The 18,571-nt window shown below is 35.5% G+C and carries 18 protein-coding genes and 1 pseudogene; 3 read left to right on the forward strand and 16 right to left on the reverse strand.

Translation table 11 applies throughout. The features are described 5' to 3' along the window. Positions 1–146: 146 nt before the first annotated feature. On the reverse strand, positions 147–1,253 hold the full coding sequence (locus MM239_RS18920) for a glycoside hydrolase family 43 protein (protein ID WP_241349885.1): 1,107 nt from the start codon (positions 1,251–1,253) through the stop codon (positions 147–149). Positions 1,254–1,528: 275 nt separating this feature from the next. On the opposite strand from MM239_RS18920, the pseudogene MM239_RS18925 reads away from it, so the two are divergent. After that, a pseudogene (locus tag MM239_RS18925) lies at positions 1,529–2,386 on the forward strand (IS1595 family transposase). A gap of 363 nt (positions 2,387–2,749) precedes the next feature. On the opposite strand, the gene MM239_RS21120 reads toward MM239_RS18925, so the two are convergent. From MM239_RS21120 to MM239_RS18955, 6 genes are all read right to left on the reverse strand, one after another. Continuing rightward, positions 2,750–3,199 carry a type II secretion system protein GspG gene (locus MM239_RS21120; RefSeq protein ID WP_317235651.1) on the reverse strand — a complete coding sequence of 150 codons (450 nt, stop codon included), beginning with the start codon at positions 3,197–3,199 and terminating at the stop codon, positions 2,750–2,752. Positions 3,200–3,888: 689 nt separating this feature from the next. Next, entirely contained in the window at positions 3,889–4,233 is a 345-nt protein-coding gene (locus MM239_RS18935) for a protein-tyrosine-phosphatase (protein WP_241349895.1), read from the reverse strand. A 501-nt stretch (positions 4,234–4,734) separates the two neighbouring features. After that, a complete protein-coding gene (locus MM239_RS18940; RefSeq protein ID WP_241349897.1) occupies positions 4,735–5,367 on the reverse strand; it encodes a hypothetical protein in 633 nt (210 codons plus the stop codon). Then, complete coding sequence (locus tag MM239_RS18945; protein WP_241349899.1) at positions 5,358–6,845, reverse strand: transglycosylase domain-containing protein; 1,488 nt, start codon at positions 6,843–6,845, stop codon at positions 5,358–5,360. Before MM239_RS18945 ends, MM239_RS18940 begins: the two co-directional genes overlap by 10 nt. A gap of 482 nt (positions 6,846–7,327) precedes the next feature. Then, on the reverse strand, positions 7,328–8,287 hold the full coding sequence (locus MM239_RS18950; RefSeq protein WP_241349901.1) for a hypothetical protein: 960 nt from the start codon (positions 8,285–8,287) through the stop codon (positions 7,328–7,330). Positions 8,288–9,039: 752 nt separating this feature from the next. Further along, positions 9,040–9,261 (reverse strand): hypothetical protein, encoded by a 222-nt coding sequence (locus MM239_RS18955; protein ID WP_241349902.1) that lies wholly within the window; start codon positions 9,259–9,261, stop codon positions 9,040–9,042. Between the two features lie 151 nt (positions 9,262–9,412). On the opposite strand from MM239_RS18955, the gene ltrA reads away from it, so the two are divergent. After that, positions 9,413–10,642 (forward strand): group II intron reverse transcriptase/maturase, encoded by a 1,230-nt coding sequence (gene ltrA / locus MM239_RS18960; protein ID WP_241349903.1) that lies wholly within the window; start codon positions 9,413–9,415, stop codon positions 10,640–10,642. An 83-nt stretch (positions 10,643–10,725) separates the two neighbouring features. Here the strand turns inward: ltrA and MM239_RS18965 are convergent, their stop codons facing one another. The 9 genes from MM239_RS18965 to MM239_RS19005 all read right to left on the reverse strand — a co-directional run bounded on the left by MM239_RS18965 (position 10,726) and on the right by MM239_RS19005 (position 17,531). Next, positions 10,726–11,514, reverse strand: a complete 789-nt coding sequence (locus MM239_RS18965) for a hypothetical protein (protein WP_241349904.1) — start codon at positions 11,512–11,514, stop codon at positions 10,726–10,728. Between the two features lie 281 nt (positions 11,515–11,795). Continuing rightward, the gene (locus MM239_RS18970) at positions 11,796–12,464 is read right to left on the reverse strand and encodes a hypothetical protein (protein WP_241349905.1); all 669 of its coding nucleotides are present in this window, start codon (positions 12,462–12,464) and stop codon (positions 11,796–11,798) included. Between the two features lie 834 nt (positions 12,465–13,298). After that, positions 13,299–13,772, reverse strand: coding sequence for a hypothetical protein (locus MM239_RS18975; RefSeq protein ID WP_241349906.1), 474 nt, complete (start codon positions 13,770–13,772; stop codon positions 13,299–13,301). Next, complete coding sequence (locus tag MM239_RS18980) at positions 13,765–14,697, reverse strand: ATP-grasp domain-containing protein (RefSeq protein WP_241349907.1); 933 nt, start codon at positions 14,695–14,697, stop codon at positions 13,765–13,767. The genes MM239_RS18975 and MM239_RS18980 overlap by 8 nt, the downstream gene beginning before the upstream one ends. 1 nt (position 14,698) lies before the next feature. Continuing rightward, positions 14,699–14,902, reverse strand: coding sequence for a hypothetical protein (locus MM239_RS18985; RefSeq protein WP_241349908.1), 204 nt, complete (start codon positions 14,900–14,902; stop codon positions 14,699–14,701). Between the two features lie 340 nt (positions 14,903–15,242). Next, the gene (locus MM239_RS18990) at positions 15,243–15,806 is read right to left on the reverse strand and encodes a TIGR02391 family protein (protein ID WP_241349909.1); all 564 of its coding nucleotides are present in this window, start codon (positions 15,804–15,806) and stop codon (positions 15,243–15,245) included. A 245-nt stretch (positions 15,807–16,051) separates the two neighbouring features. Then, positions 16,052–16,474, reverse strand: coding sequence for a GNAT family N-acetyltransferase (locus MM239_RS18995; RefSeq protein ID WP_241349910.1), 423 nt, complete (start codon positions 16,472–16,474; stop codon positions 16,052–16,054). A 537-nt stretch (positions 16,475–17,011) separates the two neighbouring features. After that, positions 17,012–17,254, reverse strand: a complete 243-nt coding sequence (locus MM239_RS19000) for a helix-turn-helix domain-containing protein (RefSeq protein WP_241349911.1) — start codon at positions 17,252–17,254, stop codon at positions 17,012–17,014. A 37-nt stretch (positions 17,255–17,291) separates the two neighbouring features. Next, positions 17,292–17,531 (reverse strand): helix-turn-helix domain-containing protein, encoded by a 240-nt coding sequence (locus MM239_RS19005; protein ID WP_241349912.1) that lies wholly within the window; start codon positions 17,529–17,531, stop codon positions 17,292–17,294. 104 nt (positions 17,532–17,635) lie between these two features. On the opposite strand from MM239_RS19005, the gene MM239_RS19010 reads away from it, so the two are divergent. Further along, complete coding sequence (locus MM239_RS19010; RefSeq protein ID WP_241349913.1) at positions 17,636–17,839, forward strand: hypothetical protein; 204 nt, start codon at positions 17,636–17,638, stop codon at positions 17,837–17,839. The last annotated feature ends 732 nt before the right edge of the window (positions 17,840–18,571 follow it).

Raw genomic sequence — 18,571 nt, forward strand, 5'->3', positions numbered from 1 at the left:
TGTATTCCTGTCGGACTATTACCAAAAGGTTAGAATCAAAACTTAAAGAACCGCCGTATACCGAACGGTACGTACGGTGGTGTGAGAGGACAGATAGGGAAATAATCCCTATCTTCCTACTCTATTTGACAGTGAGCTTATTTGATTTATTTTACGATAGCGTCTATGGTCTTGATAGTTCCATCAGCTTTATGCTCCATTTCAGTCATTTTAATATTTCTCAGGTATGTTTCTCCTGAAAGCTCTGTATCATGATAGAATATGTACCACTTTCCGTCAACTTCAACAATGGAGTGATGGTTTGTCCAGCCTTGTACAGGGTTTAATATTACACCTTCATAAGTGAATGGCCCATACGGAGAGTCTCCGATGGCGTATGCGATATTATGTGTGTCACCAGTAGAATAAGAGAAGTAATACTTGTCATTATACTTGTGTACCCAAGCAGCTTCGAAGAATCTTCTGTCGTGATCACCAGCAGTGATTGGTGAGCCGTCTTTGTCAAGAATTGAAACTTTCCTCGGCTTTTCTCCAAACTCTAGCATATCTCCACTTAGCTTAGCTACCATTGGGCTGATAGCTGGTTGGTCATCTTCTGGCTCATCATCATAAGGTGAGCTACCAGTAGACAGGTATTCTCCAGTTCTCCATTTCTGTAATTGTCCACCCCATATTCCACCCCAATAGATATAGTATTCGTTTCCATCTTGAAACACAGCGGGGTCAATACTATAAGAACCCTTCATAGGCTCTGGTTGTGGAGTAAATGGCCCTGTTGGGCTATCACTTACGGCAACACCTAATCTAAAGATATCATCATGATCTTTTGCAGGAAAATACAAGTAATATTTGTTACCTTTTTTAGCTGCATCAGGAGCCCAAAGCTGTCTTTTGGCCCATTTGATATCATCTAAGTCGAGAGCCTTACCATGGTCTACAGCTTCAGAATTGACATCATCCATGCTAAATACATGATAATCTCTCATGTTAAAGTGCGCACCAGAATCATCCTCTTCTACTACTGACTGTACATCATGCGATGGGTAGATGTAGATTTTACCATCAAAGACATGTGCCGAAGGATCAGCGGTGTACATGTGGCTAACCAATGGTTTATTCAAAAATTTTACATTCTCTTCATTTTCAACTACTTGCTCTTCCTGGTTATCTTGTTGCTTTTGCTCGTTGCAACTCAGTAATAACAAAGGAACTGCTGTATACAAAAGCAGTCGTTTAGGAAATTCTAGGTTCATAGATTTTAATATTTAAAGATTGTTTCAATTGAACATCCAAAATATAAAAAATGAAATCGGTTTCAAAATGTTTTTTCTTTTTATGCCGATTGATTCTAAATCTAAATATTTAATATAATTCTCCGTGATTTTACACGTAGGCAAATATTCTATGACAGCTAGTGTCAACTAGTTTCTCAAAAGGATAAAATGATGTTACTTGAAGAAAATTTAGAATCATAAACATCATTGACTTTATAACCCATTTCCCCGACTAAGAGAGTTGTGAGAAATTTCTGAAAGCATACAGGGAAAAGGAAGGAGTTTAATGCAAAACATGTAGCAGTTTCACCAGACAATATTGGTTTAGTGGAAAGAAATTCTCCGAATGCAGTAAGTGCAGAAGAAGGACTTCTTTAAAAGCAGGAACTATAATGGAATCCAGTAACCTTACATTGCACACTTGGTTTACGGCTTTTCTATTGATGTCTGCGACTAAGAAGGGGTTTTCTTGTCTCGAATTCCAAAGACAGCTAGGCTTTAGTCGATATGAAACTGCATTTAACCTTATGCATAAAATAAGGTCTATAATGGGTAAAAGAGATAGCACCTATATGCTAAAAGGAATGGTTGAATATGATGAAGCCTATGTTGAAAAGGCAGTTGATGAAGAATTAAAGAATCAACTGAAACGAGGAAAAGGTAGCCTAAGACAAGCAATAGTTGCAGTTGCAGCTGAATCGACCCCACTTGAAGATGAAAATACTGGAGAGAAATCAAATCAATGTGGCTTTTTCAAAATGAAGGTGATTCCTGATGCTTCAGCGAGTTCTGTTGAAGGGTTTGTTAATGATGCAATTGATAAAGAATCGGTATTAATCACGGATAAAAATCAGGCTTATGTTAATTTGGAGAAGCTTGTAGAATGTCATATAAAAGTGAAATCATCTGAAAAATCGACAAATGATGAACTGAATTGGGTTCATACAGCTATAAGTAATCTGAAAAAGAATCTATTGGGCATTTACCATATGGTTACAGAAAAATACCTACAGAATTATCTTGATGAATTTGTCTACAAGCTAAACAGAAGGTTTTTTGGTGAAAAATTATTTGACAGACTAATTATTGCAGCTATTCAAACAAACGTGTAAGATTGTGAATAGTCATATTATCATAAATATTATCTTTAAATCTACTTATAACTTCACAGATTTATTAAGAATTATCAATTGTTTTATCTGACTCATTGGTTTTGGTGTTCAAGCCATTGAATTATAATTAGCGGTTGTTTTAAAGTATCCGCTAAGAAACCAAAACCATTCGTTAGAGGGGTCAACATCAGCCGGAATGTCAGTCGATTCTGGCCATTCAGGACACTTTCTCTGATCAAAATCATTCTGGGTTAGGGGGGGACCCCTAGAATCGGGACAAGCTTTGCTTCAGAATATTCAACAGTTTACTAGAACTCTGTGAGCGATGTAGGAATGGGTTTTCCCTTTGTTTATTCATTTGAATCAGTCTATAATTATAATTTTTAAATCATCCTTAGTTCCAAATTGTCGGTCAGAACCAGCAGATATCAGCTCCATAGATTGATCACCTTTTTTAGAAAGTCTGTAAGGAGTTTCCCAATAATCTTCTTTCCAATTCTTTCTTAAAGGATTCTTCCTAATGAGTTCCTCTATAGAATCTGGAAAACCCTTGTTGTCATTTTTAAACTTAATTATAGACTTTTTCATGTCTGACATTTCTTTTTCAGTTCGCTTTTGCCCCATTGGAAAATTGTTGCTAAAAAACATCACTATTGCAAAGGTTCCCATTAAAAGAAATCCAAAAAAAACGACAATATCGCTCGGTAGAATCCAACCAGCGAACCATGGCAAGTCCTTTCCTTTTTTTCTTCGATATTTATACCAAATACCTAGAATGATAAGATTAATTATGAGGATTAGTATGTAAGACATTTTTAATTTGAACTAACGAGGTCAAAAAGCCTCAATTCACTCTAATTTATCAATTCCCTTTTTAATTTTTACAACTAATCCCAACTTTCTTTCAAAAACTACCAAATTCAATCCCTCTTTATCCACTTACAGGATCCAAGAAATCAAGGACTAGATCTAGGACTTATCGTAAAATCCAACTCCAATACAAAGGGTAGGGGAGACCATCCTCAAACCAAAAAAAAACCACCTAATTTCAACCATAAACCAAAACAGCCGCTTCCTAAAACCCTCCAACCAGCCTACTATTCCACCTAGCAAGATTTTCACCCTGCGGATGTCAGTCAACAGCCACTATTCCGATAGCTCGGTACTATGATAGATTTTTTCTCCTATCAGGGCTTTTTTTCGAGGGCTAAACGTTAGTACCAGTTTTTCTTTCTTCAATTTTTATATTGTCGTCCATTTGAAGTCGTTCTTAAAGTCATTAAAGCAGTTTTTACAAATCCAATGATAATCGACTGTCGTTGTATATCCTTCCGTCAAGCAGTTGGCAATAGTTGTAGAAAATTTGTCTGAGCAAAACTCACAATGGTCGTGGTCCGTTTTTGTTGTTTTATCGGCATACCTTTTATGAATAAAACTCTTACCAAAAAGATATTCTTCCTGTCCATGCACTCTCCAGTCGTTGTTATTGCTGTCAATTCATTTTAGATTTTGTACACTATTTTCAACGTGTCATTAATTCTGTCCGTGAGCAACTCAACTAATTCATCATTCATAAATTCATAGTCGTCAGGTATATTCAAAACTTCAATGTCAGGTAATTCTAGATGTCTGTATAATCCCCAAATTTTTCCACGTTGTCCTGTTTCCATTACAAAAACCAAGTCCGCCCAATTCAAGTCATTTTCTGAAATTTTCCTGTCACTTTTAGGGCTTAGTCCAGCAGAACGAATATTAAAACGGTCGTCATTTTTAAAAATGTATTCAGCCGTCCTACTACGCTTTTTATTTCGTCCGCAAACTACTAATATGTTTGGCCTTTCAGTCATTCGGTTGCTGTCGTCCTAAAATTGGTGCTAACGTAAAGTGTTTTAAACGCAATCTAACTAAAAAACAACTATAATAAATAGATATATCAAGATTACCTTTAAAACATAGTTGGATTATGCCGTGTTATCCCTATAGCTGCATTTAATTTCATCATGATTGAACAGGTTGATTATGAGCAAGTACAAGAGCTTCAAAGGAAGCAAGGTCAAAGCAATTAAATGGCTTAGGCAAGTGTCGGTTGCTTATCCAAACCTGTTTTATCACTGGGAATTGGGATACAAATTAGTCTAATAAAATGGACTATCCGACCGCATAATAAGAGCTTCCGCAATGAGCGGAACAGGCTGTATGAAATGCCCAAGCATTCGTGAGTACAAATAAAAACAAAACCAACATGAACAATTGAGAGGTTCACTGCCTGTTCCGAAAATCGGGATACGGTTCTGTGAGAGGTTTAGGGGTGGAATTCCCCTTTACCTACTCATTGGTGGCTGTGCTTCTCATCTTTTCAGCCATTTGTCAAGTAAATATATTCCTAAAATTCCTGCTACTATTATTCCGATTCGTTGGTATAAATTACTGTCTATAAACAAAATAGTCATATATGTCAATATCGAAAATACTATTGTCAAAGCAATAACATATTGTAAAGACAGGACTGTAATGCCGAAAAATCGTCTAAATGGGCTGTAATTAGAAAAACGTCTGTAAAACTCTATCTCATCTTGAACCTTAGATATTTTCAAATAAAGCTCTTCGTCAATCATCTTGACTGTGTCTAAGAGCAGAGTTTCATTTGTTTTTTCGTCAATTGCAATTCTTAGAACATTGTTATATACCTCTTTGCTCAAATAAGCTGCTTTACCATCAGTGAGTAGTATTGTCTGTAGTTGATTTTTGTATTCTAAGTTGTCTTCACCTTCTGGGAAATAAGCAATAAAATTAAGTCTTGTTTTTACTTCTGTTAAAATCTCAATTCGTTTGTCAAAATATTTTGTGAAAGTGTTTTTAGATTCAGCAAGGGGCTTCTCTACTAAGCTTTTTATTAGCCAAGAAATGAAGGCAACAAAAGTTGTCAATAAGAAAATTACAACGTTAGGGTTGGCTTCTTTTATGATTGTTATTATATCCATACAAAGTTCTTGTCAGTTTTAAGCATTGAAGAAATGCTTCTTGAAATTTGTTTCATAAAACTTCCTTCTTTAGATTGATCATTGAAATCATTTTCATTTCTTAGGACAGCATAAACCAAGTCCGCATTGCCCAAGACGGCATATCTTTCTTTGTTTTCATTAGTCGTGCCTGTTTTAAGAAAGGCATTTTCTATTTTAAGACCTAACTTCTCGTGAAATACTTTGTTAAGAATTGAAAGGCACTCAGTTTTGGTGTCAGTTAATCTGGTGGGATTAAAATAATTTGAGTAAGCTAGCGCTAATTCATATAAAGAAATACCACTTTTTGTTGCACCTAAAACACTTGAAGGGAAGAAATCTGTTGCCGGTTTGTTAAAAATGTCTGACAAGAATTTTAAGTTGGTCTCAAATCCAACTTTACTTGTAGCATTTACAAATGAATTATTGTTTGAATAAAATAATGCTTCTTGGATGTTAAGCTGAGATTTGTAATAACCAACTTCCCTTACTTCCCAATCTAAATTGTTATTAAATGCGTCAAATTTTTCAAATTCCGAAATTCCGTTTTCTCTTAGGTGGCAATATAAAAATGGTTTTAATGTTGAGCCGACATTTGATTTTGAAATAAATGGATAGTCTGTTCCATAACTGCTAGCAAAGCCAACAATCTTACCTTTTCTCAAAGCAATGATTGATACGGGATATTTTGATTCAGCAACAAATTTTCTAGCAAAATCTTGAGTTTTATAGTCAATGGAAGATACTATGGTCTTTTTTTTATCGTCAATTCGATTGGTTATAAAAGGGATGGCCGCATTTTTAAAACTTGAAAGTTGAGTTTCAGAAATGGTCAGTTTAGAGTTTATATTTTTTTGAAATCTGCTTTTTGAAATTAATTTCCTTTCAAGTAAAATGTTGTTTATTGTATTATATCTCTTTTGAGTAATTTCTGGCCTTTTTTTGTAGTAATTAGGCCCCCGTAAAATAGTCAACAAATAGAGTAGTTCTGTTTGGGTTAACTTCTTGACTTCCTTCCCAAAGTAATAAAGTCCTGCAGTTCTTAACCCCCAAATGTTTTTGCCAAAGTATACGTTGTTGAAATACAAATTCAAAATCTCGTCCTTTGAAAATTGCTTTTCAATCTGAATTGCTTTAATGGTCTCCTTTAATTTCCTTGTTACTGTCTTTCGAGTATCTCGAATGATATTTCTTGCTAATTGTTGGCTTATTGTGCTACCACCCTGAACTATGCGTCCTGCTTTTAAATTTTCAACAATAGCCCTTGATACGCCTTTAAAGTCAATACCTTTATGACTATAAAATCTTTTATCTTCGATTTCGACTAAGAAATTTTTCAAACGAGTTGGAATATAATCTGAAAGAGCTTGGCAGTCATAACTGTCGGAAACAACACCCAAAGGAGTCTCTCTGTCTGAGTCTTTACAGTAAATAACATATCCGTCTAATTCTTTTTTCATTGTCTTGTTGTGTCGCCACTTAGCATTGCCACCAACGTAAAGTGTTTTAGACGCAATCTAACTAAAAAAATAACTATAATAAATAGATATATCAAGATTGCGTTTGAAACTTAGTTGGACTGAGCAGGGCTATAGCTATTTTTAATTTCATCATGATTGACCAGGAGGGTCATGATCAAATACACGAGCTTCAAGGGAGGCAAGGTCAAAGCCGTTAATTGTCTTAGAGAAGTTATAGTCTCTTATCTAAACCTGTTCTATCACTGGGAACTGGGGTGAAAATTAGTCTAATAAAATGGACTATAATACTGCATAATAAAAGCTTCATCAATGAGCGGACCCTACCAACGGTCCAGTGAACCGCTCCCGATGCATCGGGAAGACCCGTACTGCTTGTCCCGACTTCGGGATACGGTGGTGTGAGAGCCTCAACCTGAGCCGTTTGGCTCAGGTCGGGCTACTCGATTATAGCACGTTTATTTTCATTCATCAATAACTTCAAACGAGTTGAAGAATTGATCTCCCATTCTTTTATAAACTTCTTCATTTTCTATTACTATTGGATATCTAAATCTTAGCCAAAAGGAAGTGTTTTTTCCTAGAAGTAATTTGTCTAAAACTATTTCATTTCCTATGGTATCTTGGCTATAGGACTCAAAAATTGCTTTAGGGTGAGGTAAATTTCCATTTACAATTATGTCTGATAGCCCTCCTGCATGAAGGATATTAACTAAATAATTTTCAATGGTTAGAGTATCATTGCTGTAAAATTCCATATCAACTATCCAAAACTTAACATCGTATTTATCAAGTAGATAACCATTATATTTTTCATCGTCAATAGAAATTACTAGGATCTTAGGTTTCTCTGGGAAATATACTTCAATATTTTCTATCTCTTGAAAGATTTGAAAGTCAATGGATTTGTTCAACATTGAATCAATCTTGTATTCCCAATAATTTTGCTGAGCCTCTACCAAGCTGTGATTTGTTTCTTTATCATATAACTTTTGGTATTGCTTTATTCTTTGAAACGTTCTTAATGTCAATTGATTAGATTCTTCTATGCTTAAATTTTGCGATAAAATCTTTTCATTGACATCAGAAAATAAAGCTTGGGTAAGCTTAAGGTGATATGCTTCGTGTCTGATTAATTTTTCAGTAATTCGGCTTTTTTTTATGTAAGATTGAAATCTATCCATTTCAGTAACTACCCTGATTTCGGGACTGGTAATTACTTTACCTCTGTAGTATATTTTTGCATCTGTTCCTCCATAAAAAGGTGGCTGCCCAAGAAAATCTTCGACTTTGAGAACAGAATCTTCTGCCCATACTTTATATCTCTCTGGATTTGAATCCTTATAAGAAACTTCTATTGAAAGGGATATCAACAATAAAACAAAGCAAATTAATATCCCCAGTAGTTTCTGCTTCTTTAACATACTCGAATTTTAAAGACCCTGAGCAAAATCTGATTAAAAATTGAAAATGCCATTTCTGCCATTATAACAGCTGTAAATGAGGCAATAAACAAGTTTGAAAAACTTCCAATTCTATAAAATTTCCCTACGGTCTTCAAGCTCAAACTGGCTAGAATTACAATAAAAACAATTGTAATTACATCGTGCAGAAATCTTCCAATCAGTCTATTCCTTCTTTTATGTTCTAAGAAATAAATCCTATGCTTTAGGAAAATAGGTAAGAAGATTATCAGTCCAAATATGAAGAAATATGAATCAAATAATTTGTTCTGCTTGAAAAAAAAGAATAGAGACACCATCATAATGGCAGATAAAAATGAGGATAAAACCTCCCTTTTTGAGAATGTCCTTAAAAACTTCATATTATAAATTGTTCCATCGAATTTGCGTTGGCTCTTTTTAATGTGCTATAACGACCCGTGGCTTTGTGTCAGTGGCGGTTTTGGAACGCTAAACTGTCGGCCACCGCTAATGTAAATAAAATGCGATAACCTTCGGCTACTACGTCACCCGCCATTGCACAAAGCCGCTGTGTGTGCCTTGAATGGTGAATATAGGTCAAGAAGTTGACTGTTCCAACGGGTGAGAGTCCCTTAAGCGCGGGGGTAACGTCCCGAAGCCAAGCAAGTGGCAAGCTGGTTTGCCGTGAGGCATGCAGTGAAGTAAGCCAGACTGCGGTGTCTGTACTGACGAACAGGAACCATATACGGAGGCTACGAGGTCGGATGAGGTGGCACATCACACCGAAGTCCAAACCTTCCCAAGGGAGGAAGTGCCGAAGTAGTAGATATGGCAGTGATAGACACAAGGATATTCACCTTACCAAGGGAGATCTTGGAATAGACTAGGTTTCTATGAGCCAAGAAGTCAGCCGAAGTTATAGTAGCTGGAGAAACGAGCAGGGACTGCCAAAACCATATCCCTGATGGTCTCACGGAACAGTGAAGGACTGAACATTGGATTACGTCCAAATTCGATAAGGAGCAACTTTTGGGGTAGCCTTATCTTAAGCGGACAGGGTTAATACATTAAGTTATGATAGAAAAAGTACTCAACCGTAAGAACCTGTATAAAGCATACCGCCAGGTGGTGCGGAACAAGGGTTCTGCAGGGGTGGATGGCATGAAGGTCTCCGAACTGCTTTCTTTTATGGAAAGCAACAGGGATAGGATTGCCACCTCCATCCTGAACCATACGTATGTACCCAAACCTATCAAAGGGGTCGAAATACCCAAGAGTAACGGAAAGACAAGATTGCTTGGAGTCCCAACAGTAGTAGACAGATGGCTCCAACAGGCGGTAAGCCAAGTGCTGATGACCAAATACGAACTTACGTTCGAAGAGCACAGCTACGGCTTCCGCCCAGAGAAAAACATCCATAAGGCGGTAACACAAGCCCTGAAAAACATCAATGATGGCTATCAGGATATAGTGGACATCGACCTTAAGGGATTCTTTGACGAAGTTGACCACTCGGTTCTACTTCAACTGATCTACCAACGGGTAAAATGTCCGACTACCCTAAGGCTTATCCGAAAATGGCTGCGTGCACCAATCCAGATCAACGGAAAACTGCACAGACGTAGAAAAGGAGTACCACAGGGATCTCCCATCAGTCCGCTTTTATCCAACATCCTTTTGGATTTACTGGATAAGGAACTAGAACGAAGAAACCTGAAATACGTCCGATATGCGGATGATTTCAGCATCTACACCAAGTCAAAGAAGGAAGCCAGAAAAGTAGGTAACGAAATTTACCTTTTTCTAAAGGAAAAACTCAGACTTCCCATCAACAGGGAGAAAAGCGGCATCCGAAGACCGTCCAACTTTGAAATGCTGGGTCATGCATTTGTTCCAACGTACCAAAAAGGAGTCAAAGGAAAATATCAATTGGTGGTGAAGAAAAACAGCTGGGACTCACTGAAACGTAAGCTCAAGCAGATCACCAAGAAAACCAAACCGTACAGCTTCGCTGAACGGCTCCAAAAGCTCAAAGAGGTCTGGATAGGATGGGTAAACAATTACCGCCTAGCCAGTATCTCAGCAAAGCTGAAATCACTCGACGAGTGGCTAAGAAACCGACTTCGATACTGTATTTGGCATGACTGGAAGAAACCTGAGCGGAAACGTAAAAACTTGATTAGATTAGGTGTGGACCAAGACCATGCATACGCATGGAGTAGAACTAGGAAAGGCGGCTGGGCAGTAGCTCAAAGCCCTATACTTATTACTACTATAACTCTGTCACGCCTGAGACGAAAAGGGTATGAATCAATGCTTTCCTACTACCTCAAATCGCAACCTACAATCCAGTGAACCGCCGTATACGAGACCCGTACGTACGGTGGTGTGAGAGGCGCACCTCGTCAACTTAACGGTTGGCGAGGCCGTCTACTCGATTAGCGAACGTATTCTTTTAGCTCCTTCATATTAAAGGACAGATAAAATGATTCTTCAATAGAACAATACTCTCCTTTAAGAAAGTAGACAGGACGGCATGGTAGTTTCATAATGGAATCTTGGAAATGCTTGTTAGTTACGGGATGTGTGGAGTGCACGATTTTCACTTCCCTTATTTTTCCTGTTTTATCTGACTTAATATTCACTGAGACTTTTATTGATTCCTCTTTCAAATCTTCTATTTCATTAGGATTAAGATTTCTAAGGATAAAATCCTTTAAATCTTCCTTATCTAAATAATCACATTGAATAGACTCAGTTTTTGTTGAATTGACAACTCTTCCTTTATTAATGGCAAATTTTATTTCCTGTTTATAAATTGGATTATAAAATGACTGTTCATAAACTTGGTTTTTCCCTGCCCAATAATCTCCATCAACAAAATCTGCTCTCATTAATCCATTAGTAAATTTTATCCCTAATATTTCTTCTATCAATGGATTTAATTGTTTTTCTAAATGGCAATCAAGTACATTGGATAAATACAGAACATCGTTAATTATCCTCCATTCTGCTCGAAAACCCTTCCAACAATCAGAAGAAACTACATATTCATCTTTCCTTAATTTCAACAATTTTTCACTTATTCCTTCAATCTTATCTAGTGGAGAATCATAAAAATTTAAAGTGTCCTTTCCAAAAAATAAGACATCAGGAATTTGAGAGGTCGCTTTTGATTGATTAGCAACCATAACCAGAATCAAAAATATGTAGATGGGTTTCATCATATGTTCGCTAACTTAAATATACCTGATACAACTTTCGCTTAGCAACCTTCAATATAGGAAAGTAAGCGAATGATATATTCTAAAATTTCTAGGGATATTTTCCCATTCCCAAACCTACTCAATCCCCCTCAAACAAAAAATACCCCGATCAGGGTATTTTTACTCAAATTCATCTGATTTACTTCTACTTATCTAATGCGGGCTGGAAGACGGAAATCAGAGATTACCGATTGGAGTCGGTAGCAAAGGCTTTTGGCTGGTGGGCTAAATGTTAGCAAAATTTAATTCTTTCTAAAGTATTTGATTTCTTTCACTACCCAATTGTTTCTTTCCTTTTCAATCAGAACTAATGTAGATGTACCAGTTTTTTGGAAACCACCATCTTTCCAAATGGTAATATAGTAAAAACCTTGAGTAAGACTGTCGTTGAAACTCACTCTACTTATTTCGGGTCTAAGCTTGAAATTTTTATTGGTATAATTTTCTTTAAAATCTATCGGTTCAATTTTGTATTTTTCATTCAAATAAAGATTATTAAAACCAATACATCTTGACTTAAGTGTTGCAAAGTTTTTTGTGGTAGTCAAATCAAAGTAAACAATATCACTAGTATCATAGATATTAATTAACCAATCATTTTGATTAATAACTTCAGGTAACGAAATCAAATTACCATCAAATTCTGCAATATGACCAATACTACATTCCTTTTCAACAAGCTTCTTGAAAACCAATTCCGATGAATTATCGTCGTCATTGAATGGAATTGTATCATAAAAACTACTCAAATCATCTTCAACCCACTTACAGTAGTTTGAATAATAAAATGATTCAAATACCTCTGGAAGAGTTTTTGAAAGCGAGGTAATCTCTTCATTTTCATATATATAATTACCTTTACAACTAAATAAGAGTATCATCTTTAAAATAATGAATATCCTCGGTCTCAACATTTTTATGATTTTCTGCTAATCAGGTCATGCGAGGGAATTGCACCCTCACCTTCCCATAGAACTCCCGATTTTCGGGACAGGCTGTGCGTGAGACTCTCACCTCACACGGCTCTTCATTTTTATAAATCCCTTCGGTTCTAATTTACATAAGCTTGAACCAATTTCCAATGTTATGTTATGGAGACCAAAACCTCTTAAATCAAATCCAGCCCCCTCTTGATCCATTTACAGGATTCAAGAAATCAAGGGTTGGATCCAAGACATGCCGCCAATTCAAATCCCCAGATGTTGGGTAGGGGAAGTCATGCCCAAACCAAAGCAAAACCATCTAAATACAACCAAAAACTAAAATAACCACTTCCTAAAATTCACCAAATCAGCCTACTTTTCCACCTTGCAAACCCTTCACCCTGAGGATGTCAGTCAATACACCATAGGCGCGCACGGCAGCCACTAACCAAAAAACCTGATAGATGAATGGATTAATCAGGGCTTTTTATAAGGGCATTTTGGTAAGTTGGCTAAATCTAAGCCACAGTTATTTCTTTTCTTTCTTATCAATTTCCAAGTTCTGTATGTCGTATTTTAACTCAAACGTGTAAGGTATTTTTACGTCAATTGAGTCATTAATTTTTATTATAATTTCCTTGTTTATTGGTAAAGTTTCATTAACCTTGCCTTTTTGAGAAAAGTAATTCCCCCATGTTGTCGTTGCAAAGAACACAACAAAGAAAATAATACCGTTTCTAACCAAACTGAAAGACGCATAAGTGTAATTCGCTAAACAAACATTTGTCAAGTCGTTTAGTTGTTTTTTTATAATCAGTTCTTTTAAAAAATCATAGTCATTTTTTTTTTATTTAATTTATAATTACTGTCGGTAATTTCTACTTCCGCTTGAATGACATTGAACGGTCTAATGTTTAGTGTTTGCAAAGCTCTAATTACTCCTGAAACAAAATATGAAATACTTATTCCTAAAAAACACAAAGCGATTAATTGATATACATTAAAATAAAGTGAATTAAGATATGTCAATGAAAATGTAATAGCAGTGATAGACACTGCTATTATAAAAAGAAGAGATTTTGCCTTATCCTCAATTATTTTTTTTCCATCATGCTGTTCTTTTAAATCGGCTTTAACTTGGTCAATGTATTCTTTTTCTTGTCCCGTTGGAATAGCTGTTAAATCAACATCAAAGCCCTGTTGATTCTTCTGTATTTTAGAAACAATCCCGTTTGCGTATTCAGCATAAAATCCTGGAAAAACATGTTGTAATATGAAGTATTTAATTTCAAACATTGGTTAATGATTTTACAATTAGTTTATCAAAATCATATGCTGTATTTTTTTGCAACCACGACCATTCACCTGTTGGATTGATTTCAATGAAGTAATATTCATTGTTGTGAAAAACTAAATCAATAGCACCAAAATTCAAGTTGAGTTTTTTTGTGTAGTTAATACAAAAGTCGTGTACCGTTTTGGGTAACTCAAAAATAGTGTAAGTCAATTCATCTTTGAATCTTCTCCAATCTTCATTAATTTTTTTTTCACTTGTAATTTTAATGGCAACTACATCATTCTCTACAACGGTAACTCTTATGTCAATTTTTGGGACTAAACCTTGTTGTATAAAAAAGGGTGAAGTATATTTCACTTCTTTCAATTCATTTTTTTTATAAATCTCAGTATAGACAAAACCCTCGTCGTCACCATTGCTAACAATAGCGGTATCAATTGATTTTATTGCCTGATATTCAAAATCTGAATTTAAGGTAACATTGGAAACTATTGTTTGAGGAATTTTAATTCCCAATTTATTTGCAATGAATAATTGATATGGTTTTATTTCTGCTTTGTATATATCTGCAGGATTGTTTAACCATTTGACATTTTCAAAAACACATAATGAGCGAACAAAAGCAGCCCATTGTGTTCGGATTAATTGTTCATCTTCAGACAATCCTTCTTGAAAAATATCTCTTAAAAATGTTGGCGCACGATAATAAATTGATTTTAAATACTTAGTTGAAATTTTAAAAGAGTAATCGTTGTACTTAGCTTTTATTTCAGGTTTGATTGGATCAAATTCAATTGAATAATCTTTTAATTCATCACGATTTACTCTGATGAAATTAATGCCTTGATTTGCTAATTCTAACGCAATAAAATCAGTAGAAAAATCAAAACGATTAGATATTAGCAAAACTTCAGGATATTTCATACTACTGTCCTTTGTTGTCTTCGCCTGTTTCAACATCTAATTTTTTTGTGCCTTGAGCTTTGAAGTCCTCTGCAAAGATCAAAGGTGATTTGCTATTAATATTGAACCAAGCACCTAAAATAGAATTGTAATCATAGTCCTTTGGTGGATTTATGTCTTTGCGTTTTCTGTATTTAAATGCTCTATTCAAAAGTATATGTTTCATCTTGTATTATGTTTTGTTTTATAATTTTGACTATCTCAACCAAAACCCCTCAATTTATGTTCATTTCCAATACCCATTAGTCAGACCCAATTTATCAATTTACTTATTAATCTCTAAATATAATGTCATCATACAACAGAACTGGTATGAATCGATGCTTTCCTATTACCTCAAATCCTGCCCGACAATATCATATAGGCGGGCGCAACCTACAATCCAGTGAACCGCCGTATACAGTCCGCCCCTAACTTGATTCGGGGAGACCCGTACGTACGGTGGTGTGAGAGGCGCACCTCGCTATCTTGACGGTTGGCGAGGCCGTCTCGATTGTAGCCAGTTTTCATTCATTTATGTTCAATCTTCTGTGTATTAATGATATTGTTGAAAGAATATCCAAAGCATCACTTTCATTAATTTCCCAAATAATTTTAGCGGAATGAGCTGTTGTATTCCTAAACATTCCAAATACACCCTTTATTAAATTTGCAAACCCTTTATGCTCGCTTTCTTTTGTTTCGGTTGATAAGTCGTTAATCTGAATTAATGGGTTTTTGATGGAAAAAGCTTTATCTACTAATTCAGCTCCATCCTCTTTCAGCCCTGTCCTCTGTCTAATTGTCTCTGCAATACTTTTAGTGGCTTCAAAAACAGTGTGGAAGTAGTTTTCTGCTAAAAGTTCTGCTTTGCAATATTGATAAATTGTCGGGTGAATGTTTCGTTGCTCAAGTTTACTTTTTAGCTTGTTTGCCCTTTGTTCAGCTTCGGTAATAGTTAAAGCATTTTGTGTCTTGATAAATTTTCCTCGCTCTGAAAGTTCTAAGCCTATAAACGCAATTCTTTTGTTGAGTTCTGCTCTAAGAAATTCAAATTGTTCATATTTGCCAACAAATCTTGAAGGTGCCATTGATTTGTTTATGAATTTCAAAATGTTGTTTGAAAATTGCTTTTTGTTTTGGAAATCTACAAAGGCATTATATAATCTTTTCCATTTGGAATTCAAGGGGTCTATATCTGGGATATTAACTTCTTGTAGGAACTTACTTATCTCTGTTCCTGTCAGCCCATTATTGGTGTCACCTAAAGTTTTGGCAATCCCTTCAAGAACACTTCCCTCAATTGGTGGATGAAATTGATTGGTTTTTTCCATTCCTATCGAAATTTTAAAAAAAGTCCCAAATAGTTTCCGTGAATATTACTACTCCAAGGTTTTCCATAGTGCCGAAACCCATTTCTTTCTAAAATTTTTACCATACCTGGATTAGAAGTAATTTCAGTTGAGGCCATTAGGTTATTTTCACCAAATTCGCCAATTAATAGCCTGACTATATTTGATGCAATCCCTTTACCACAATATTTTTCAATGGTGAATAAATAACCTAATTCCCATTCAAATTCCTTTGATAGATTTGGCAGGTCTGCTTTTTCTTCATTAAAGTCCGAATTTGTTTTAGGTTTAATTCCACCAATAGCGATAGGTTCATCATTAATGGATGCAATGCAAATTATCTTGCATCTATCCGCCTTTTTAGACAAATCCCCTTGAACTTTACCTTGGATTTTTAACAACTTCATAAAAGTCTCTCGGTTCGAGTTCTGAATATCCTTATTTGCAATTATGTTATATTGAATGTTCATTTGTCAAATTGGCTACAACGATTTCTCTACGCCATTATGGCGTAGAGCATTCAAATTCGGAGAGATAAGTGCCATTATGGCGTCTATATCAGAATTATCTCCAAACATAACCATTCCGACCTTAACATAAAATACCTACAACAGGGTATTTTTCAAGGTGAAAACAAAAAGAAAGCCCCATTTAAGAGGCTTTCAAAAAAATCACGGTGATAATAACAACTTTTTGTTCCTTCCTCTACTACTACAAACCGTCTGATGTGGGCGGGAGGACGGAGATCCGGGATTTTCTCACATGTGGGTGGCCAGCGGTAGGATGCGGGCAGATATAGCTTGTTCCGTATGACGGAAATATCTCCGTCTTGCCCCGAAAGCTTCGGGGGTTGGTTACTTTTTTGATCAAGCAAAAAAGTAAGGAATAGCTCAATTAGTTATATGTCTATTTTTTATAAAAATCTTATTGTTAAATCAATTACATTAATTTTTATCTTCAACTAGTTCATTATGTGAGCATAATTCTTCTAATAGGTGACAAGAATCCATTTTTATTGCCAAAGAAATCAAGTAGAGTTCATCAGCCTTAATTCTCACCGACTCTTTGGTGCATAGATCGGTCAATCTATTTTTTCCTATTTTAGTTCTTTTCGAAACATCTGATTGATTTACAGATCTTTCATCAAAGATACTACCTAATTTAGTTCTATACTTTCCCTTTTTCATATGAGTTATTTAGTAATTTCATCTTTATTTGAACAATTTAGTTTTTGATTTTTAAATCCCCACAGATGTGATTCAATAAATCACACGGATTAACCTTTATCGCAAGAGAGATTAAATACAATTCACAAGCAGAAATTCTTAAAAGTTGCAAATCTTTTGTACAAAACCCTGATATCTTGTTAGTGTCAATTCCTGTTTTCCGTGATACCTCAGCTTGGTTAATTGCTCTTTGGTCTAAATAAATACCAAGCCTAGTTCGATATTTCCCCTTTTTCATGATTCTAATGTAGGAAAACGGGATAAATATATTGAAAAATATTATTAATTATTTTTGTTATATACTGATAATCGGTATATTTATACCGATATAAAGTATATTCCATGAACAACAAAACGGATCTTGCTAATAAAAACCATATTACAATACCTATTAGTGGTGCTGAAGAATTAGCGGAATATAGGAAAAGTCTATTGGGGATTCTAAGTGAATTTGAAATAGTCAATTGCAATACTGAATTAATTGAATGTATTAAAAAAACATACAAACTATTGGATTATCTGAAAGAAGAAAATCTTGAAAGATAAAATCATTAAAAAAACAATAATGAGTTTTACAAACTTCGACATCCTCTTTGAGCGCAAGCCAAAGAACCCTATCTAAACCTATTTTAACCTAATGAGAGACAAGGCATCTACTCAGATACGTTTTTCCAAGGTCGATACGCCATGGATGTCCTTGCACCTTTCCGATCCTATCGCTACTGCAGGAGCAGCATCGGAAAGTCTATAATCCCATCTTCTTAGCCTCCAGAAGCATTCCCATGTTTCTGCATCCCTTTGGAAAAAACGCAGTCTTTTTCCTTGCTGGGAAGGATATGCCTTTTGGGAAGAGACAAGAGGCTAGAAACAAGATAGGGTAGCGTGAAGAATTAAGCGCTGTCCTAATGAATATCGGGGACTTAACCTTTAACGGTTTAACAATTAACGAATTAATACTCAAAACCCCAATCCTGAGTATCAGGACAAGTTCTCAATTCTACAATCTAAAAAGCCTGTGCAGCTACGGGGTATATGTTTAACAATAAACCAAGTGATGCTAAACTGGGTTTGTGGCGAACCTCATACGCCATGCCCGTACTGCCAGGACTTTTTGTAGACTCAAGATACAAGATTTAAGACTCAAGATGTGTATGTCATGTCCTGAAATAGCTTGACAAATTAAATCAAACTAAAATTGGGAAAAACATGACAAAAAGTGTTCGAGAGTTCAAGCGGTACAGTATTAGCTTCAAGAAGCAAGTAGTAGAGGAATTGGAA

This window comes from Belliella filtrata (genome assembly GCF_022549775.1).
GTDB lineage: Bacteria > Bacteroidota > Bacteroidia > Cytophagales > Cyclobacteriaceae > Belliella > Belliella filtrata.